General features: G+C 65.3%; 20 protein-coding genes and 1 pseudogene. 4 read left to right on the top strand and 17 right to left on the bottom strand.

The genetic code is table 11. From position 1 onward, the window contains the following. The first annotated feature begins 31 nt into the window (after positions 1-31). A complete protein-coding gene (locus AC5Y5Z_RS24105) occupies positions 32-1,501 on the top strand; it encodes a recombinase family protein (protein WP_499927963.1) in 1,470 nt (489 codons plus the stop codon). A 102-nt stretch (positions 1,502-1,603) separates the two neighbouring features. Then, positions 1,604-2,356, top strand: a complete 753-nt coding sequence (locus AC5Y5Z_RS24110) for a hypothetical protein (RefSeq protein WP_499927965.1) — start codon at positions 1,604-1,606, stop codon at positions 2,354-2,356. On the opposite strand, the gene AC5Y5Z_RS24115 is transcribed toward AC5Y5Z_RS24110, so the two are convergent. From AC5Y5Z_RS24115 to AC5Y5Z_RS24160, 10 genes are all read right to left on the bottom strand, one after another. Further along, entirely contained in the window at positions 2,318-3,484 is a 1,167-nt protein-coding gene (locus AC5Y5Z_RS24115) for a hypothetical protein (protein WP_499927967.1), read from the bottom strand. The genes AC5Y5Z_RS24110 and AC5Y5Z_RS24115 overlap by 39 nt on opposite strands. Next, positions 3,481-4,326: a serine/threonine-protein kinase gene (locus AC5Y5Z_RS24120; RefSeq protein WP_499927969.1), complete on the bottom strand. Its 846-nt coding sequence runs from the start codon at positions 4,324-4,326 to the stop codon at positions 3,481-3,483. The genes AC5Y5Z_RS24115 and AC5Y5Z_RS24120 overlap by 4 nt, the downstream gene beginning before the upstream one ends. A 196-nt stretch (positions 4,327-4,522) precedes the next feature. Continuing rightward, positions 4,523-6,040, bottom strand: coding sequence for a terminase large subunit domain-containing protein (locus AC5Y5Z_RS24125; protein WP_499927971.1), 1,518 nt, complete (start codon positions 6,038-6,040; stop codon positions 4,523-4,525). Beyond that, positions 6,037-6,297, bottom strand: a complete 261-nt coding sequence (locus AC5Y5Z_RS24130; protein WP_499927973.1) for a hypothetical protein — start codon at positions 6,295-6,297, stop codon at positions 6,037-6,039. The genes AC5Y5Z_RS24125 and AC5Y5Z_RS24130 overlap by 4 nt, the downstream gene beginning before the upstream one ends. 72 nt (positions 6,298-6,369) lie before the next feature. Continuing rightward, positions 6,370-6,924, bottom strand: a complete 555-nt coding sequence (locus AC5Y5Z_RS24135) for a hypothetical protein (RefSeq protein ID WP_499927975.1) — start codon at positions 6,922-6,924, stop codon at positions 6,370-6,372. A 20-nt stretch (positions 6,925-6,944) separates the two neighbouring features. Next, positions 6,945-7,250 (bottom strand): hypothetical protein, encoded by a 306-nt coding sequence (locus AC5Y5Z_RS24140; protein ID WP_499927977.1) that lies wholly within the window; start codon positions 7,248-7,250, stop codon positions 6,945-6,947. Next, a complete protein-coding gene (locus AC5Y5Z_RS24145; protein WP_499927979.1) occupies positions 7,247-8,041 on the bottom strand; it encodes a hypothetical protein in 795 nt (264 codons plus the stop codon). Before AC5Y5Z_RS24145 ends, AC5Y5Z_RS24140 begins: the two co-directional genes overlap by 4 nt. Continuing rightward, on the bottom strand, positions 8,038-8,703 hold the full coding sequence (locus tag AC5Y5Z_RS24150; RefSeq protein ID WP_499927981.1) for a hypothetical protein: 666 nt from the start codon (positions 8,701-8,703) through the stop codon (positions 8,038-8,040). Before AC5Y5Z_RS24150 ends, AC5Y5Z_RS24145 begins: the two co-directional genes overlap by 4 nt. Continuing rightward, positions 8,700-8,849 carry a hypothetical protein gene (locus AC5Y5Z_RS24155; RefSeq protein ID WP_499927983.1) on the bottom strand — a complete coding sequence of 50 codons (150 nt, stop codon included), beginning with the start codon at positions 8,847-8,849 and terminating at the stop codon, positions 8,700-8,702. Before AC5Y5Z_RS24155 ends, AC5Y5Z_RS24150 begins: the two co-directional genes overlap by 4 nt. A gap of 312 nt (positions 8,850-9,161) precedes the next feature. Next, positions 9,162-9,401 carry a helix-turn-helix domain-containing protein gene (locus AC5Y5Z_RS24160; RefSeq protein WP_499927985.1) on the bottom strand — a complete coding sequence of 80 codons (240 nt, stop codon included), beginning with the start codon at positions 9,399-9,401 and terminating at the stop codon, positions 9,162-9,164. 134 nt (positions 9,402-9,535) lie between these two features. Here AC5Y5Z_RS24160 and AC5Y5Z_RS24165 point away from each other — a divergent pair, with 134 nt between their 5' ends. Then, complete coding sequence (locus tag AC5Y5Z_RS24165) at positions 9,536-10,693, top strand: NHL repeat-containing protein (RefSeq protein ID WP_499927987.1); 1,158 nt, start codon at positions 9,536-9,538, stop codon at positions 10,691-10,693. Positions 10,694-10,744: 51 nt separating this feature from the next. Here AC5Y5Z_RS24165 and AC5Y5Z_RS24170 read toward each other — a convergent pair whose 3' ends face one another. The 5 genes from AC5Y5Z_RS24170 to AC5Y5Z_RS24190 all read right to left on the bottom strand — a co-directional run bounded on the left by AC5Y5Z_RS24170 (position 10,745) and on the right by AC5Y5Z_RS24190 (position 15,678). Continuing rightward, a complete protein-coding gene (locus tag AC5Y5Z_RS24170) occupies positions 10,745-11,491 on the bottom strand; it encodes a recombinase family protein (RefSeq protein WP_499927989.1) in 747 nt (248 codons plus the stop codon). 203 nt (positions 11,492-11,694) lie between these two features. Next, positions 11,695-12,177 carry a flagellar hook-length control protein gene (locus tag AC5Y5Z_RS24175; protein WP_499927991.1) on the bottom strand — a complete coding sequence of 161 codons (483 nt, stop codon included), beginning with the start codon at positions 12,175-12,177 and terminating at the stop codon, positions 11,695-11,697. Further along, on the bottom strand, positions 12,174-12,674 hold the full coding sequence (locus tag AC5Y5Z_RS24180; protein ID WP_499927993.1) for a hypothetical protein: 501 nt from the start codon (positions 12,672-12,674) through the stop codon (positions 12,174-12,176). Before AC5Y5Z_RS24180 ends, AC5Y5Z_RS24175 begins: the two co-directional genes overlap by 4 nt. A 457-nt stretch (positions 12,675-13,131) precedes the next feature. Next, the gene (locus tag AC5Y5Z_RS24185) at positions 13,132-15,204 is read right to left on the bottom strand and encodes a DNA primase family protein (RefSeq protein WP_499927995.1); all 2,073 of its coding nucleotides are present in this window, start codon (positions 15,202-15,204) and stop codon (positions 13,132-13,134) included. Positions 15,205-15,366: 162 nt separating this feature from the next. Then, positions 15,367-15,678: a hypothetical protein gene (locus AC5Y5Z_RS24190; protein WP_499927997.1), complete on the bottom strand. Its 312-nt coding sequence runs from the start codon at positions 15,676-15,678 to the stop codon at positions 15,367-15,369. Between the two features lie 355 nt (positions 15,679-16,033). Here AC5Y5Z_RS24190 and AC5Y5Z_RS24195 point away from each other — a divergent pair. Next, positions 16,034-16,138 (top strand): annotated as a pseudogene (locus AC5Y5Z_RS24195) (hypothetical protein); the annotation flags it as partial. 15 nt (positions 16,139-16,153) lie between these two features. On the opposite strand, the gene AC5Y5Z_RS24200 reads toward AC5Y5Z_RS24195, so the two are convergent. Together AC5Y5Z_RS24200 and AC5Y5Z_RS24205 are read right to left on the bottom strand one after the other, a co-directional pair. Continuing rightward, positions 16,154-17,716 carry an AMP-binding protein gene (locus AC5Y5Z_RS24200; protein ID WP_499928012.1) on the bottom strand — a complete coding sequence of 521 codons (1,563 nt, stop codon included), beginning with the start codon at positions 17,714-17,716 and terminating at the stop codon, positions 16,154-16,156. Positions 17,717-17,718: 2 nt separating this feature from the next. Continuing rightward, positions 17,719-18,603, bottom strand: coding sequence for an SDR family NAD(P)-dependent oxidoreductase (locus tag AC5Y5Z_RS24205; protein ID WP_473138827.1), 885 nt, complete (start codon positions 18,601-18,603; stop codon positions 17,719-17,721). Positions 18,604-18,621: the final 18 nt, after the last annotated feature.

Below are 18,621 nucleotides of genomic sequence, written 5' to 3' on the forward strand. Positions count from 1 at the left end.
ATACACCATTGACAAACGTTATAGTCGATATGTGACCGCAACCGCCGCCGCCCCACGCACCAGCCGCAGCACTGCCCGCAGCAAATCGAAAGACCAACGCAATCAACAGCTTTCGCGCCGAGCGGCGGTCTACGTCCGCATCAGCCTCGACCACACCGGGGAGGGTCTGGGCGTGCAGCGGCAAGAAGAAGACGCTCACGCGATCATCGCGGCGCGCGGCTGGAGCCTGGCCGGGGTGTACCGGGACAACTCGATCAGTGCCAGCGACTCGCGCAAGCACCGGCCCGGCTACGCCGACCTGCAACGCGACTACGCCGACGGCCTATTCGACGCCCTGGTGGTCTGGGACTTGGATCGGCTGACCCGCCAACCCCGCCAGCTTGAGGACTGGATCGACGCCGCCGAAGGGCGCGGGCTGGCGCTGATCACCACCAACGGCGAAGCCGACCTGACCACCGACGGTGGGCGCATGTACGCCCGCATCAAACTGGCGGTGGCCCGCGCCGAGATCGAGCGCAAGTCCGCCCGGCACAAACGCGCGCTCCAGCAGCACGCTCAGGCCGGAAGAATCCCCCACGGTCCCCGGTTATTTGGCTACACCACCGCCGGCAACATCGAACCCGCCGAGGCCAAGGTGGTGGCTGATGTGTTCGAGCGGTTCTACGCCGGGGAATCGCTGCGATCGTTGACGAAGATGCTCACGGAGACCGCCGTTCCTACCCGCAACGGTCGCCCATGGAACGCCCGCACGGTCCGTGACATGCTCACCAACCCCCGCTACGCGGGCTGGGCGGTGTATCAGGGAGAGATCGCCACCGACAACGACGGCAACCTGGTGCGCGGGCAGTGGACCCCTTTGGTCGGCGAGGACGTCTTCGACGTGGTCCAGGCCCGACTGTCGGACCCGTCGCGCAAGACCAAACACGGCACCGACCGCCGCTACATCGGGTCGGGCCTGTACCTGTGCGCCACCTGCGACGGTCCGGTCCAGACGGTCAACGGCGGAAAGTACTTCTGCTCTGGTCACCTCACCCGCGATCACCGCCATGTTGATGCGTTCGTGCTCGATCTGATCGCTGAACGGCTGGCCGACCCCGACTTGTCGGCGCTGCTGACCCCGGTCGGCGACGACATGAAACCTGTGGTCGAAGAATCCAAACAGCTGCGCGCCCGGCTGGCCAAGATCGACGCCGAGTACGACGAAGGCATCATCGACGGACGCCGCTGGAAATCGGCGAAGGAGAACGTGGCCGCCAAGTTGCGCGAGATCGATAAGATGCTGGCCACCCGCAAAGGCGGTGCGGCGCTGGGCAAAATCGCTGAATCACCCGACCCGGCCCAGGCGTTCCGCGAGGCGTCGCTGATGGGCCAGCGGGCCGTGATCGACGCCCTGTGCACCGTCCGGCTGCACCGCCAGCCCAAGGGCCGATTGAAGCGCGACCCCGCGACTGGCTGCGAGCGCATCGACCCCGATACCGTGGACATTGACTGGAAGCGGTGATTGCACAGGATGAATACGTTGTGGTCACGGTTGCAATCCATTGCGCGGTGGATGTGGGGCATTCCGGCCTGGCGAGCGCAGGCCCCCACTAGTGTCCAACCCGTGACGACCACGGCTGTCCTCGACGCGGCTGAAGTGGCAGAGTTCGAGGCCCCTGGCGGACGCGGCCAACGGTTCGAACCCACAGCTGAGCGTGAACTCGACGCAGACCTCAGGGCGCTTGCGAGTCAGCTACCCGGTGCCGGTCTGGGTTTGCTGAGTGTTGTTGAGTTCCATGGGCCGCGCGGCGTGCCAGACCTGCTCGTCATGACGAAAGGCTTCCCGGCGCTCAGACGCAGACTCGAAATCGGTGCCCCATTCATCGAAAGTCCTGCCGACTGCACCGTGGTCGCCGCCCTGAGTATCAAGCGGTCGATGACGACCAGCAGCGTCGCTTCGGTGACCGGGATGAGCGCGGAGCAAGTGGAACGTCGATTAAGGGCACTTACCCATGCCGGAATGGTGATCGCGCATGGCCAGGGATACTGTCGCCGCGCCGACCTGGAACCTATCGGCCGCACCTACGCTTTCGAGGCGAAAGTCTCTGATTGGCGACGCGGCCTGGATCAGGCGCTGCGTTACTCCGCATGGTGTGATGCTTCGTCGCTGGTGCTGCTCCGTGCTCCGGCGGATATGGATGGTCTGATCGAGCGTTGCGCACTTTTCAATATCGGCCTAGCGGTACGTAACGAGTGGGTACGAAGGCCACGCATCGGTCGGCCCCAACCCGCACTTCGCCTCGCCGCCTCCGAGCGCCTGGCTTTACAGGTCAGCCACCTACAGCTGAAGCCCTTCGCCCCCGGCGTAGGCGTCTAGTACCGCTCTCATCGCGGTGCACCAGACAGCTTTGTCCCGGTTCGCGACTGACGGGATAGCTGCGATCAAAGCATCGAATTCTGTTGCGGCTGAGTCGTATCGGTCTCTTAGTAGCTCGAACCTTTGTTGGCTGGACTGAACTCCGTTCAGCAGGGACACGACCAAAGCGAGCTGTTGCAGGTGGTGCAGCCGCTCTTCGCCGTCGTTTCGAGGCATCGGCCCACCCCGGATGCGCGCGGCGCGGCCCGCATCCCATCGAGCAATCTGGTCCGCAGTGTCGCGGCGCAGCACCGCGTGCAGTGCTCCCTGCGTGACGTACGCCGCAGGGCGTCGGATACCGCCGTCGGAATCGACACGAAACGCCGCCGGGTCAAACGTCCGATGAGCCCGATGCCATCCAGTCCCCACGGTATCGGCACCCGCTGCGACGGCAGGCAAACCGGCGTAGTCGGCGTAGCAGACGATCACCCTCGACCTCAGCGATAGCGATCTGACCGTTCGGCAAAGCCCCTGGAACGCCGCGACATCAGCCATGTCGGGAAGTGAGTCGAGCACCACTTCGTTCGCAACAGTGACCATCCAGACCGGCGCGCGCAAAGCGACAAGGGTGCCAACGTACGCATCCAGATCAGCACCGGCGGCCCAGAAAGTGCGCGTACCCACCAGCGACTGCCAGGACGTGTCTGCCAGGCCGCGAGCGATTCGAGCGAGTTCGAGTGCCGTGGTGACCTCAGCCCCCATCGGCGACGACAGCTGCACCGTCGGCGCGAGCAGCGGCGCTGACAGCATGCTTTGGCGTTGAAAAACGCGCTCGATGTGGTCAAGATACTCAGCCGGTGTCGTCAGCGCCGGAGCCGCGTTTGGCCACAGCTCCCACTGGTCATAGAAGTCAATCTTGTTCGTTGTGGCCAGCATCCGGGAGTGGGTCATCGGATCAAAGACGAAATCGCCGCCCAGGTCGCTCATGTCGTTGCGCAGCGTCGCCGCGCTGGGTTGCCGTTCCTGCGATATCCGGGGCGTCGTGAACGGGCTGACGATGACGCCGCTGGCTTGACCGGCCTGTACTGCTTCCCTGCACCACTTGCGGTGCCCGCCCGCCCTGCCATCGTGAAGCAATACACCGCTCATGATTCGGCTCCTTGGGAGGTGGCGATAGCGTTTGCGAGTTCGGCACCATCGAGAAATCGCCGTGCGGGCTGCCGGTGCAGACAGCGATTGACCACGGCAGCGAGTTCATCAGTGATGTCGGGGCGTTGGGTTGCGATGTCCGGGCAGGACTGCGTACGGAGCCGGTTGTAATAGTCGGCCTCGTCGGCACCCGGGACGACGGGCAACGATGCTGATAGCGCGGCATAGGCCAGGATGCCGAGAGCGAAGATGTCACTCGCTGGTATTGGTCGCCCGCCCGGTACGTGCTCGGGAGATTTGAAGCCCATCGTGCCGGGTTGGAACTGTCCCGTCAGTGCGGTCTTCGCTAGATGCTTTGCCAGGCCAGGGTCCATCAGGACGTATCGCCCGTCGTCGGTTTTGCGCACGTTGGCTGGCGAAAGGTCGCGATGAACCACGTCGAGTTCATGGCACGCTGCCAGACCGGCGGCCAAGTCGGTGAGCAACGACCATACGTCGTCTTCGCTCCACGGCGTTTGCAGCAGCACGGTCAGGTCAGTGCCAGACAAACGCTCTTCAGCCCAGCAGATCGCGTCCGGGCGGTCGCCAATTTCGACGGCCTCGGTTAACACCGCAACGACATTTGGCGAGGAGACTGCCGCCAGAACATCGACCTCGCGATGGGCTCGTGCAATAACGGTGTCTGCCATGGGGCTGTCAGGCACAAGCACGATCTTCGCGACAGCGGGTGCCCCAGCGAATTCTCCAGCGAGCACGATCTTCTGTCCGCCGCTGGTCAGCACGCTTGAGTTGTCGAGACCGAGGCGTGCGGGCACCTCATCAATGACTTCTTGGGGATCCAAAACCGCTCCCTGGTCAAGTAGCTCTAATAGGGTTGCCTGCCGCAGCGAAGCCCGATGCTGCAGGTTGCACGAGAGTGTACGACCGGCTACCGACAAGCCCGTGCACGTTGATCACGGCTCCGGTTTGCCCTGGGGCCACCGGCGGCCCCCGCTGGTGATCTGCGTCGCGCCTGACAACGCTGTAGCCGGTCTGGTGCTACCCGCCGATTCGCCGGGTCATCCACGCGGGCGGCGGCCCGATCTTGCCCTCGCGGACGCGACGTTCGATGTCGATAGGTGACACGACGTGCATCTGCTGGCCGACAGAGTGGGTCAATACGTCATAGGCCACCACCGCCGCCGCCACCCGGTCCGGTTGGTGCTGGCCGACCTCCCAAGTGACCGCCTGGGCCTCGAAATCGGGCAGGTAGCCGGCCACCCGGCACCGGCCAGTTTCCAAAGCGGCCAGTAAGCCGGTGGAGCGGGCCACCGCATCACCTTTACCCCGGTCGGTGCCCTTGGGCGGCCAGCCGGTTATCTTGACGGGCCGGTTCAGCCGGTACTTGGGCAGCACTTCGACGACCAACCTGGTGTAGGTAGCCCGCGCGGCGAAGGCTTCGATGGCTATTTCGCTGGCACCGACATCGCGGGCCAGTTCGACGGCGCGGCGCGCCCACCGATCCGAGGTCATTCGGCCCGATACGTCCGCGATGATCGCGATGGACCCGTCGGTGGCCAGACTGGCGGCGATGATGCCGGTTTCGTCCCCTTCGCCGCTGTCGGCGGGGTCCACGCCAACCACCACCTTGACGGCCCCTGACGGCGCCGCCGGCAGCCGCCAATCATCCAGCCAATGCCGTTTGACCAGGCCGCCTTCCGGCGTGGTCGGAGTGCCCAAATACATGGCAGCCCAAGCACGGGAACCGACCTCGGCCGCAATATCCCGAAATTGCTCGGCTGTGCGGCCCACTGCGCTGGTCATAGCGACGCCGCTTCGGTCGCGGTGCAGGGCGTCCGGCACGCCGGCCGTGGAGACCGCTGGGATATTCACACAACGCCATCGGCTGCCCGGTTCGGCCAGTAGCGCCCCGGCCAGGTCGTCGGGGTGCCACCTGGTGAGCACGATGATGACGCTGGCTCCCGGCATCAGCCGGGTCATCAGCGATGCCTTGAACTCCGCGATCAACCGCCGCCGGTAGGCGTCGGAATCGGCTTCCTGTGCGCCCTTCACCGGGTCGTCCACCACCAGTACGTTGGCGCCGAAACCGGTAGTGCTGGAAAGGATTCCGCCGGCCAACATGCCGCCCCGATGGCCGGCCACCCGCCAACGACCCACTGCCTGCTTATCGGCGGCCAGCTCGATTCCGACGACGCCGGCGTTCTCGGCGATCAGCCGACGCGCTGCAGCACTGTGTTCCTCGGCCAGAGCATCGCCGTAGGACTTCACGATGACCTCGGCGTCGGGGTCGCGGGACAGCTGCCAGACCGGGAAGACCTGCGACACCAGCACGGACTTGCCGGTGCGCGGCGGCATGGTCACGATCAACCGTGAGTCGGGTTCCTCGACGGCGCGCACCAGTTCGGCGGACAGCAGCTTGATGGTCGGCGTCACCACATAGCCAGGGATCAGCCGCTGGGCCAGCTCAGCGGGCGACTCAGGCCGCCGGCCCTGGCGTGCTGATCCGATGGCCCGAGCTGCGGCCAGTGTGGCTACGGGGTCGGTCACCGCAGTCACGATGCCTTCCTGGGATTGAAGCCGGCCTCGCTGGCGGTCCAGAGGTCGCCGCGCTTCCACTGGTGGCCGCACTGGTCGCAGTAGTACTCGCACACCAGCCGCTTGCCGCCACCCCAGGTGATGGCGTCGGGCTCGGTCTGTGAAGCCTTGCGCGTGCAGCTGTCTGCACGGTGGCCGGCGGGGTTGCAGCTCGGGCAATAGTCAGGCAGCCAGAAGTCGCGAAATGGATCGACTGCAGGAATGCTGGTGATGGACATTAGAACTCCTCGGGTCTGTCGTTGGGTTCGTTGTTCTCCGGTCAGGCCGCCGAGGCTCGGCCTGGCCCGGAGTTATTGGACCGGTACCGGCTTCCTGGTGGTGAGTGGCGGTACCGTGCGGCACCGTGACCGGATGCCGGCCAACTGCACGGAGGTCAAGCCGCCGCCGTCAGTGACGCCCAGCGCCGCGAGTACGCCGCGCTGGTGGACTTCGCCGGCTCGGTGAAGCTGTTTGGCAACGCGAATGATGGCCGGCCAGGCGTGGTCGATCAGCGGCTGCGCGCCCATGCCCGTATGCGTGCCACCGGCCCGGCTCAAAACTTGGTCGTCTTTGTGTCCACCGCCCGCGAACAGGGCGAACAGAGCCTTTTGGGTCGGGCGGCGACCACCGGCCAAGAACTTCGCCTCGCCATACGGCCCTGCGTAGGCAATCTCAGGGTCGCGTCCGTGCGGGCGGTCGCTGAACGTGGTCAACCCCTCCACGCCCGTCACGCGGCTGTGCGTGGCCACCGCGCTCCGCAGCTCTGCGCCGTACAGGACGCCGATGGTCGCGTGGGCAGCTTCGTGGACGCAGTTCGCCATATGCGCCCACTCGCTCGGTTTGATGTCCGCGAAGGTGAGTGTCATTGTGCCGCTTGACCTTTCGATTAGTGACCGACGCCGGGACGGGGTGCGGCACATAGCGCGAGACCACCGCCGTCCCGACGCCGGCCTTCCGAAGTGACCAACGTCGGGGTGTTGTTGCCGAACAATCTGCGCAGCGTTTGGGCACGGTCCGCGCGGTCGCGTTCGGCAGCTCTGGACGCGCTGGCGTCGAGGTAGGCCGTCAGGCAGGCCGTGCAGGTGTAACCGTGCACGCTGCCCTTCCACAGCCAGCACGGCCCGTCGCAGGACTGGCAGCGCGGCCCCGCATAGGAATCGGGCCGGTCGGACGTAAGCGTTGCAGTACTCACGGCGTCACCGTCACCGCGCCAATGACGGCCTCGTAGCCAACGAGCACGGTGCGTTCGGCGATGGCGGCGAAGATGTTGTGTCGTTCGTCTATGGCCGTGCGCAGCACCGTTTCGTCGCGCCATCCGAATGGTTGCGAGGTCGCTACCAGGGTGTCGTCCAACCCCTCGACGTAGCCGCCGCCGAAGACGAACGTGTGCCCGAGTGGGCTGACCTGCCGGGTCCCTGACTTGCCGATGAGCTGGGACGCCGCCGCCACCACCGCCCACTGCGCCCCGAGGTGGATGAATCCGACCGTGTTGGTGCGGGCGAACTCGGCTTCCAGGTAGCCAACCGCCACCGTGAAGGCGTCGACCTGCTCGGGCGTGCCGGCGTCGGTCAGCAGCCGGTTAGCGAACTCGCGCTCCACGGATACCTGTTCCCGCAACCGGAAAATTTGCGCTGCCCGCTGCTGGACCTCGGCACGCGACGGCGCGGTCACGTCGCACTCGTCATATGCCCAGATGGTCACAGGTGCGAACGGGTCCAGCCCCTCGGGCCGTCCGCCTTCCTTGCGGGGCGTGGTGTTCAACGGCGGCACGCCACACCAGTCAGCACCCCACAGGCCCGAGGCGTCTTCGCCGCCGTAGTTGCCCGCCGGCCGGATTTCAACGCCGGCCAGGTGCCGCGACGGTCCTGTGACCTCGGTCCAGCTGGTCGCGGCGTACAGCCCTTGTGGTGAGGGGTTGACCGGCGGCACCGCGAACGGCACTGGCAACAAACTGCTGTAGGTCTCGACTGGCGGGGCGGTCATAGCACTCCTAGTTCGTGAAGTTCTGCGCGTGCACGGTCAGCCGGCGACGGGGTGCGATTGCCGGTACGGTTCGCCTGGTACACCCGCTCGCGGTCGAGCCGGCGTCCCAGCGCACCCGCTGCGGCGTCTACCTCGACCAGCGCGGCAAGCAGCCGGTCGCTGACGGTCGGCGTTGCCGCACCGCCCAACAGCCGGGCCAGAGCTGCGCTGTACGGCTCGGCTAGCGCGACCAGGGTCGTCGACCAGGTGCCCGACACCAGTTCTTCGCTGGTGACCTCGGGCGCGGCGGGCCGCTCGGCAAGGTCAACCACGGCACGAATCGACCGGCCTCGTTCATCGGTCCCGAGGTGGCGTGTCCGGCGTTCGGCGTCGGCCTGCGCGAGCAACCCGACCACGACGTGCACGGCCTGGTGCACCGCGTCGGCCAGCTCGGCGACCGCGCGCAGATAAGCGGCCGGATTGGATGCGGCGGCAACACGTTCGGCCAGCCCCGAGCAGATCGCGGCCACCTCGACGGGTAGCGACCAGTCGGCCGACCACGCATAGATCGGCAACCGTTTGCGCCGCCGGTCGCTGATCTGTTCTTGCGTGTAGATCGGACGCGGCTGCGGCAGCTGCGACGCGAGGAATGCTGGGGTGCCGTATTTCGCGCCGGGGATCATCCGGCCACCGCCTCACGCAGCCGGGCAACCAGGGCATCGACCCCGGCAGCCGAGAGCTGGCCCGCCTCCCCGTCGATCGCGCGTAGTACGCGGTGGAAGGCCAGCCCCTCACGGGCAGCGACTACGCGCGGGTCGTCGTCTGGCACGCCGCGCGACTTGAGCGAAGCTAGCGATGCCGAGTGGCCAGCCGCAGTACGCTCCGTCGGATTGGTGAAGATCGTGCTGTGCATATCGCCAACGTAGACCTCGGCGGTGCGGCGAAGCGTCGAACTGGCGCTGCCAGGCGCGAGACGAAATATGTTGCTTCACAACAAGTTTGGATGTTTAGTAGCATGAACGTCCTGCGGCGTGAACGAATTGTAATAACCCGCAGTTATTACAATTCTGCGTGTGCGGGGCCGGCGGCCCGCAATTGACCGCGCGGATAGAAAACCGAGTGAGATGCGGCCGTCCGAGGATCAACCGGATTCGCCGTGTACCCCACCTTCGTCAGCGAGAAGGTCCAGCGGGTCGACGTTCAGCACGTGCGCAATCCGTTCCACAGCTTTGAGCGTGAGGTTCCGCTCGCCGCGCTCCAAGCCGCCCATATAGGTTCGATGCACACCGAGCATCAATGCGAATGCTTCTTGGCTCAACCCACGGCCATCCCGGACCGCGCGCAGATTGCGGCCCAAAGTTCGCTGCAGATCGCCTTCCATAGCGAAATCGACAGTGCCGACCTGCTACTTGAGCGTCTACAGACTTATAAGTAGCATCCGCTATCACCATCAATGCCCATCGCTGGAAGGGGAATCGCGACCGTGACGGCGAAAGCAATAAAAGCCTCTACCCGATGACGGACACCAAGCGGCTCGTCATCTGCTCACATTGCGCTGCGCGGCTAAAACTTCCGGCTGACAGCGCGCGGACGCAGTTCAAGTGCGCCAAGTGCGGCGAACAGACAACCACGAAGCTCGGGGTCGCCCTCGCAGCGAACACGGTAACCGACGATTCGACAACTGTCGACGCTTCCGCTCGCGGCAAAGCTGACCATTCCAGCCAACGGAGTTTGGTCGGAAAGACTATCGCGGGAGTCCTCGGCGTCGCGCTCGTGGCCGTGGGGATCTACGCCGGGTTGAGTGCCTGCTCAGACGATAAATCGTCGAAATCGGGAACCGCGACGACTCGCGTCTCCGGCGTGGCAGACCCAACATCGGCGCGACCCTACGGCGTGCAGGTTGTGCTTCCGTTCACGGGCCTCAACTACCCGTCAGGGGTTGCGGTGGACGGCACGGGCAATGTCTACGTCACCGACGGCAACAACTATCGGGTACTGAAGTTGGCGGCGGGGGCCACCAACCAGACAGTGCTGCCCTTCACCGGCCTCAACTTCTTGTTGTACGTGGCGGCGGACGGCGCGGGCAACGTCTACGTCGTCGACACCGCCAACAATCGGGTTCCCGGCAACAATCAGGTGCTGAAAATGGCGGCGGGGGCTACCAACCAGACCGTGCTGCCGTTCACCGGCCTCAACTTGCCGAAGGGGGCGGCGGCGGACGGTGCCGGCGACCTCTACGTCACCGACAGCGCCAACAAACGAATCCTGAAGTTGGCGGCGGGGGCCGCCAACCAGACAGTGCTGCCGTTCACTGGTCTCGCTCTCAAGGATCCGTCTGCGGTAGCGGTGGACGGCGCGGGCAACGTCTATGTCGCTGACACCCTCGGTGATTGCGTCGTCAAGCTGGCGTCGGGAGCAGACAGCATGCAGTCCGTACTACCTTTCACCGGCCTCAAGCAGCCCTCGGGAGTGGCGGTGGACAGTGCGGGCAACATCTACGTCGCGGACTACAAAAACGATCGTGTTCTTAAGCTGATGGCGGCTTCCGGCGCCCAATCGGTACTTCCTTTCACCGGCCTCGGTCACCCCGGCGGGGTGGCTGTGGACGGTGCGGGCAACGTCTACGTCACCGACCCTGCCAACAATCGGGTGTTGAAGCTGCCCGTGGGATGAGCACCTAGGAGACCCCCGCGCGGAGTCTTATCAAGATGATGGACTAGTCCGTCACGTCAACTCGGCAGCGCGCAGCGTCGCCGCGTCCTGGCCGTCAGCCACAGCCTTCACGGTGGCCGGATACCACCGCGCTCCACCTTGCGCCGTCGGTATGGCGTCGGCATTGAGGGCATCGGCGATCTTGGCGAAGCTGACGCCGGCGGTGCGCTCAGCAACTACGCGGGCGACGACCTCGACGGGCAGGATGGACGGCCTGCCCAACCGGATGCCGGCAGCCTTCTTCGCCGCCAGTGCAGCCTTTGTCCGCTGACGAATACGGTCGCGTTCGTCCTCAGAAATTGCGGCCAGCATCCGCGCGACCAGACGACCGTTCGAGGTCGTCAGGTCGGCGTCGATGTCCGCGATGTACAACGGCCAGCCTTCGTCGGCTGCCGTTTCCATCAGGTCCACGGCGTCGCGGAACTTGCGGCTGAGCCGATCAATCTTGGCGACGATCAACCGTTCGGCCTGGCCGGTCTGTACTGCATCGAGCGCAGCGGCCAGGCCAGGCCGCTGGTGGGGTGCTTTGCCGCCACTGATGCCGCCGTCCTCGTGCCAGGTGGCGATGGTCCACCCGCGCACTGTGGCGACGGCTTCGATAGCGCTGCGCTGGGCTGCAAGACCGGCACCGGACTCGGCCTGCTCATCGGTGCTCACGCGAAGGTAGGCCACCGCACTGCCAGCTGGTGCAGGACCGATCGAGCGGCCTCGGCGGGTACGGGTGCGGTCGAGGGCAGCGGCAATGGTGGCTGTGCTCACGCCTCAATCATATACCAAAAGATAGCAATGGACCGTTTGCTTTATGAATTAGACGCAGCCAGCGTCTCAAGTGCAACCACCGCGCCTTCCAACCTGGCGTGCACAGTTGCGTTGGCGTCCAGTTCGCCGCGCTCGATTGCTTGCAGGATGACCCGCAACTGGCCGGCGGCCGTGGCAATTTCGCTTTTATTCACGGTCGTCAGTCAGCTCCGATGCTGGGTACCACCCGGTGACCAGTGAGCCAACGGGTCGTAGCCCTGTTCACCGACGCGGCGAGGCTCGTCGGCCACCCGGTCCGGCGCGACCTCGGCCATCGGCTCGGGATCGGCGTCGGTGGCCACCGCTTCGGGACTGTGCGATTCGCTTGCGCCCTGCACCGGCTCCGGCATGGCCTCAGCAGGATCGGGGTCGGGCAGCGGGTCGCCGGCCCGCTGGCGGTCCAGGACGGCGGCCCATTCTCGAAGCTCATCCGAAGTTAAGGCACCGTGGGCAACTGCCTGGCGCGCCACCTCGCATTGCAGCGGCCAGCACACATCGTCGGGGCCGACGACCGCGCCGAAAAGCTGGCGCAGTTCGACCGTTACCCGCTGTTCCAGGGCGTCCGGAGCCAGCCTGCCGTCGGCAATGTCTCGTGCAACCGACGCAGCCGCCTTGATGGCGTCCTCGGTGGTGCTGGTGATCGTCATGGGACTACCTCCGCTTCAATGATGTTGCCCGGCAACTGGTGTTGCGATCGGCGCTGCGCAACCAGCGCCAGAAGTTCGGCTTCCATCCGATTGATGATGGCCGTCGGATCGGCGCTGACGTTGACATCAACCCGCTGCGGTTCGTAGAGACCTAGCATCTTCGCCGTTTCAACATCGTTCTGCCTGATCTCCCGGAGCATCGCGGCCACACCCGACACATCACCGTTGCGGCGGGCCTCAGTCAGCTGAGACACCGCGATGCGGGTGGTTGTATCGCGACGTTCCAGAATCTCTTGCGCCGTTAGGTCGGCCAGATCGTGCGTTGATAGCCGGCGCCGCGCCATCTCCCGTTTGTAGGTCTGCTGCACGGCGCCGATGGACTTAAACCCTTCGGTGCGCATGATCTCGCGCCACGGCGTCCGCAGTACCGCCCTGGCCAGTACTACGCGCTCGGCTCGGGCGCGGGAGTCCTGACGCGACATCGACGGTCCAGACATACCTCACTTGTACCTCACTGTGGTGCGAACCTCGGTGCGGAATCAACCGTGGAGCAATGGGGCGGCGGTCGCCGGGCGGCTGCGGGCGGCGGGTCGATGACCCGTAACCAGTCAACCGGGTTATGCGACCAAAACTGTTGTCTCCGATACGATCCCTCTTATCAATTTGTGAACCAATTATCTGGGTTGACTGGGTTAGGTGGGTTACTACTCGATCCCGACGACGCGAGATGACCCCACTGCCTGCATATATGCGGAGCCGTGCAAATTCTTAAATTCGGTGCGGCACGACGGGTTATGACCGGGTTAGACGATGTCGGTAACCTTCGTCGCGTCGTGCACGGCGTGGGCGATCTGGCGCCGCAAAGCCAAGCACCGGCCTGGCGAAGGCCGTAACCCGGTCACCTAACGTAGTGGCGTATCGGGATAACCCGGTGCGGGCCGCCAGAAAATGCAATCATCTGTTGCCGCGCCAGGGATCGCCGACTGGGTCGGTTGACACGATGCGCGGCACCGGCTGGCCGTTATTGCCCCTGCTGGTGACGGCGGCCTGCGCGCGCCGGATACCCCACACGACGGACCACTTTCCCGGCTTCCCATCGGGCAGGGCCTTTTGCCCCGGCTTAACCGGATCCAGGTACAGCGCCTTCAGGGCGGCGCGGAACTTGTTCTGACTCATGCCCTTGCCGGTGTTATTGGTTTCGGCCCAACCCTGCCACACGGTGTAGAGAGGTTTGAGGTCGACGAAGTCTTCGGCTGTGCCGAGTTCGCAGCACTCGTTGACGAACGTGCGGACTGGCGACGATAACTCCGACAGTTCAGCGTCCAATTCGTCGGCGCCACTGCTGCGGGTGAATCGGCCGCCCGCAGCAGTGAGCAGGGCCAGACCTTCTACGGCCCAACGCAGTACGTGCCCGAGTTCGTCGGCGATGATGCGGTTCTTGAGGCCGGGATCGTCGTCGTCGGTGCCTCGGAATCCGCGGGACGTCTCTAGGATCAGCGCCCGCTTCTGCAGGGCGCTGCTGTTGTCGGACCAGCGCGGCATCTCGTTCGCTGATCCGTGAAACCGCACCGGCAGCCGGGCTGAAACCGCCGTCTTGTACTTGCGCTCGACGGTGACCTCGTCTTCACCCGTGATAGCCAGGAGGTTGCCCACGGCTGTGCTGGAATCGCGGGCGCCGAAACGGATGTCGCTCATGACGGCCAACGTCGCCCCGGTCTCGTACAGAGACTGCAATCCGAACGAGCTGTTGAGCGTGTCGAGCTTGGTCGCACTGACTACCCCGAGCAGTGTGCCGAGAACATCGGCGATGATGGACTTGCCGCTGCCACTGGGGCCGATGATCAACATCCATTTCTGCAGATCGGTGCGACCGCTCAGCACATACCCAAACCACTGCTGCAAGCAGGTGATCGCGCCGGGATCAGTCGCCCACTGGTCGCGTAGCATCCGCAACCAGTCACAATCGGCATACGGATCAGCGCGGCGGCTCCAGTCGGCCTCGATACGGGCGAGGCTGAACCACAACGGCGTGTTCAGGGCCACCTGGCAGGTCTCGATGTCGAGCACCCCGTTGCGCACCAGAACGCGCGTGCCGCCGCTGTAGACTCCGTAAAACTGCCCGTACACGTCGGGCAACTCACGCGGTGCGGTGCCGGTCCCGGCACTGAGTTCGTCGGCTAGCGCGTCCTCGACCATCGTCAACGTGCGCGTGTCAGGGCTCCACCATTTCAGCTCATATTCGTTGCCGCCGTTGACCTTGCGAAACTTGATGTACCAGAACTTCTTCAACACCTTGCGCAGCTGGCCTCGCATCCACTCGGGATCGGTGTGTGCGACCCAGCCCGGCGGACCGCCGGCAGCGGTGCGCTCGTAGGAGTACCAGACCTGATCAATGCGGACGAGTCGCCGCATCCACACCCGACGGCGGCGGCGCGGATTGTCCTTCGGAGGCGGCAGCAGTTCGCGGCTGCTGAACTCCTCGCGGACCAGCCAATGCGCCACCGCCGTTGGCGCTTGCGGAGGGGCGATCACCAGGTGCTTGTCGACTTTGAACCTCTCGTCGGCGGTCAGGGCGTTGTAGATCGACTCCGGCACGCCGTTAATGCGCTTCTCCTCCGCACTGGCGGCGGCGTCCAGGTCAGGGTCCGGAACGTATTTCGCCCGAAGCAGCTCGACCTCAGGGTCGGTGCTGCCATCGGCATCGGCGAAATCGCGCACCTCCCGGCGCCTCGGCAGTTCCAGATTTCGGTCAGTGAACCCCTCGGCCACCATGTCCGCCGGGATCACCGGCACGTCCTCAATCCACGGGTCTAGATCGGGCTTACCGGTGAGGTGATCGACCAGTAGGCGCCCGTGATAGACCGTCCGACGCAGCCACTCCACGACAATCTGACCACGTTCGTAGCCGAAGATCTCGCCCACAGTCGCTGTCGGATCGACATTCCATAGGGCGGCCAGATGCGGACCGCTGATGTGCGAGGCGGGGTTCGCAGCAGCGTCGATACCGATGTCGGCGGTAGTATTCACTTCGTCCTTTCGGATGGGTGGTGCCTTCGGAGGGCGGACTCGGGAGAGTCGTTGGCGGTGATGCCGCCGGGCAGTGCGTCGAGGCCAGAGGCCCGGCCCGGCGGCATTATTGTCTAGTGGTCAATTGCGTTGCAGCACAACAATTTAGCGCCATAGCATGAGTCACGCGGCGCCGCCCAGGACGGCTGTGATCCTTGCGGCCTGCTCAGCACTCAGGGGTGGGGCGTCATCGACCAGGGCCTTGATGGCGGCTCGATATGGGTCGACCAAGTAGCCGTGCTCGACCAGCCAGGCGACGGCTTCCTCGCGGTCGTAGACATACCTGCGCTGATCGAGTTGATAAGCGGGCAGGCCCTTGGGCACTAGCTCTTGGATGCGGCTCTGTGGCAGGCCGGTGGCCTTGCCGAGCTGGCCAGAAGTGAGAAACGGGGCGGGCCGCAGATTGGGGAAGGACTTCGTGGTTGCGACGGACATAGTGCGAAATCTCCGATTCGACTCGGTCGATTTCGCACGAATCCCTGAGCCGGGATGCCCTGCGCTTCCCTCTGGTTATCGTGCGTGGACGCCGCTTCGTGCTGCGTCACTCCTAGCTATGGCGTACCGCCCGCCGGTCCATCCGGGACCGACGTTGTGGTGCCCCCAGCTCCTGCAGGGCCTGCTCAATGCGGGGGGTCACCGCCAACTATAGCCTATGCGCGGCCAATCGGGTTCAAGATGAAATCTGTTGGCAGCCGCACTAACCCGTTAAAGTCGGGTAAGTCATTAGTTCCCAATGCGCCGGCCGTGCGACCACTGTAGCGGCCAACTAGTTTGTTGGCGGTGGCGCCGCGAATGGCTCCCCCCACCCCACCAAGACCACGGCCAACCCAGAACCAACACCTACCACCACCCCGAAAAACTCCTCAACCCCGAACACGACGACGAACCCGCTTGACGACCTGCCCTGTCGCTACCCGGACAGCTCCCGGCGGATCACCTTTCCCGCGGGATTACGCGGGATGCTGTCGACGATATTGATGTCCCGAGGCTGCTCGAAGCGGGAAACCTTGCCCTTCAGGAACTCTCGCAGGGCGGACTCGTCTACGTCTGCGTCCGGCCGCAGTACAACGAACGCTGCCAGGCGCTTGCCGAACTGCTCGTCGGGAACACCGACCACCGCGTTCTCGACGATGCCGGGATGGCTGGCGAGCGCGTTTTCCAGCGCACGCGGATAGACGTTCTCACCGCCGGAGACGATCATGTCGTCTTCACGGCCCACGATGTACAGCCGGCCGGCTTCGTCGAGGTAGCCCATGTCCCCGGTGCCGGCCATCCGGTCGATCACCGTCTTGGCTCCGCCGCCGATGTAGCCTTCCGAATTCAGTTCGCCACCAACGAATATCCGCCCGGTAACCCTCGGCCCGACCGGCCTGCCGCTGCGGTTGTAGATGCGGACGGGGCATCCCGCGACGGGCCTGCCCACGGTCTCCGGGAAGCGCCGCAGCTCGGCCGGTGTCGCCAGAGATCCGATTCCGACCTCGGTGGAGCCGTACAAGTTGTAGACCACATCGCCGTATTCATCCATGAAACGCCGGGCGAGTCCGGGATCGAGCCGGTCGCCGCTGGACACCACTACTCGCAAGCAGGGCAACGGGTTTCGCGCCCGAACTCGTTCCGGCAGGTCCAGGATGCGGGCCAGCATGATGGGCACCGCACTCAAAGCGTCGGCCCGGTGCAGCGATGCCTGCGCCAGAGTTGCTTCAGCGTCGAAGCGCCGATGGGTCAGGACAGCTCCGCCCAGGCTGACAGTCAGCGTCAGCATGCCGAAACCCAGACCGTGAAACATCGGTGTTGCCATGGCCATTCGGGTGCCGATGTGCAGCCCGGTGCGCTCGAGAACCGTGACGCCGACACCCAGTCCGGAGCTGACCTTCGGGGTGCGCGGCACCCCCTTGGGAACGCCGGTGGTTCCTGACGTCAGCAGAATGATCCGGCCCGACCGCGCGACCTTGGGCCGCGGACCGGCCCGCGGCTCGACCTGCTGCGGGTCGATTGCTGTGATGGACTCGGCGGTTTGGTGTATCTGGTGCAGAAACTCGTTGTCGCAGCACATCGTCAGGATCTGATGTGCGTCCAAGGCGCCGGCCAGCGCGTCAGTACGGAATTCGGTGTTCACCAGCACCACGTCGCCGCCCACCAGGCCGGTGGCGAACACCGCCGCGAGGAAGTTGCGTCCGTTGCGGCACATGACCCCAACCGGCTGGCCAGTCCGGACGCCGGCGTCGCACAACGCACGCGCCAGCGATTCGGTCATCGCCTGCAGCTCGCGGTAACTCAACGCACCGTCGTCATCGATGATCGCGGTGCGGTCAGGCCACCGCGCCGCCGAAACCGCCAGCAGCGTGAAGAGGTTGGTGCCACCCCGGGCGACCTCGCGCACCAGCCGCAGCGCCGTCAGCGGCCCGGGCGGGGCGAGCAGACCCGACGACAGCACCGCACGAGCTGCCGTGCCCAGCACGCTGTCTGTCACGATCGTCACGCTAGCCCGGGACGGGGCTGTGCAGTAAACCGGCGGTGCCACAATCGGGCCGCAGTTTCGGCCGGCCCGGCCAGCAGTACCGAGGCGAGTTCGGCGGGCCACACCCACGGTGGTTCGCTGGTGCGGGGCCGTTCGATGATGGCCTTTGCGATTGCATCGGCCGCCTCATCAGGAGTCAGCGCCGGGAGCCGGCCCAGCAGCGGAGTGGGCTCGATCATCCGGGTGCGCACCAGCGCGAAGTAGATCGTCGACACGCGGACGCCGTCACCGTGCAGTTCGGGCGCCACGCTGCGCAGCCAGCGGTCGAAGGCTCCCTTGGACGCCTGGTAGGCGCCCCAGTGTGGTCCGGGAACCACCCGTACGCCGACACTGGAGACGTTGACGACGTGCCCGCCGCCCGCCTCGCGCATCGCCGGCAGCAGTCCCAGCAGCAGCCAGATCGGCCCGAGGTAGTTGATGTCGATCGTGCGTTGAAAGTCGTGCGGCCGGTCGTACTGGTCCTGCAGCGACCTGCGCAGCGACTTGCCCGCGTTGCTCACCACGATGTCCAGTGGTCCGTGAGTCTCGTTGATCTGCTTGGTCAGCACGCTGACGGCGGTCTCGTCACTGAGATCAGTCGGGTAGGCGACCGCCCGTCCGCCCCCGGCGTTGATCGCGGCGGCGAGGTCGTCGAGTCGCTCCGCGGACCGGGCCACGATCAACACCGTCGCTCCGGCCGCGGCCAGTTTGCGGGCAGTGGCTTCGCCGATGCCGTATGAAGCACCGGTCACCAGCACGGTCAGGCCGGCCACCACGTTGCGCAACTTGTCGGGATCCGATGTGCGCGCCGGATTGGCTAGGCGGTCGACGCCCGTCTGCAGAGCCGCCTGTACCAGATTCATGGCTGCGTCTCCCGGTTG

It is taken from the genome of Mycobacterium sp. NGS29 (genome assembly GCF_059812965.1).

Bases quoted from the DNA above. Each gene is read 5' to 3' on its own strand.
- AC5Y5Z_RS24115 (WP_499927967.1), bottom strand. From the start codon at position 3,484: ATGAGCGGTGTATTGCTTCACGATGGCAGGGCGGGCGGGCACCGCAAG.
- AC5Y5Z_RS24130 (WP_499927973.1), bottom strand. From the start codon at position 6,297: ATGTCCATCACCAGCATTCCTGCAGTCGATCCATTTCGCGACTTCTGG.
- AC5Y5Z_RS24135 (WP_499927975.1), bottom strand. From the start codon at position 6,924: ATGACACTCACCTTCGCGGACATCAAACCGAGCGAGTGGGCGCATATG.
- AC5Y5Z_RS24145 (WP_499927979.1), bottom strand. From the start codon at position 8,041: ATGACCGCCCCGCCAGTCGAGACCTACAGCAGTTTGTTGCCAGTGCCG.
- AC5Y5Z_RS24150 (WP_499927981.1), bottom strand. From the start codon at position 8,703: ATGATCCCCGGCGCGAAATACGGCACCCCAGCATTCCTCGCGTCGCAG.
- AC5Y5Z_RS24160 (WP_499927985.1), bottom strand. From the start codon at position 9,401: ATGGAAGGCGATCTGCAGCGAACTTTGGGCCGCAATCTGCGCGCGGTC.
- AC5Y5Z_RS24165 (WP_499927987.1), top strand. From the start codon at position 9,536: ATGACGGACACCAAGCGGCTCGTCATCTGCTCACATTGCGCTGCGCGG.
- AC5Y5Z_RS24175 (WP_499927991.1), bottom strand. From the start codon at position 12,177: ATGACGATCACCAGCACCACCGAGGACGCCATCAAGGCGGCTGCGTCG.
- AC5Y5Z_RS24180 (WP_499927993.1), bottom strand. From the start codon at position 12,674: ATGTCTGGACCGTCGATGTCGCGTCAGGACTCCCGCGCCCGAGCCGAG.
- AC5Y5Z_RS24190 (WP_499927997.1), bottom strand. From the start codon at position 15,678: ATGTCCGTCGCAACCACGAAGTCCTTCCCCAATCTGCGGCCCGCCCCG.
- AC5Y5Z_RS24205 (WP_473138827.1), bottom strand. From the start codon at position 18,603: ATGAATCTGGTACAGGCGGCTCTGCAGACGGGCGTCGACCGCCTAGCC.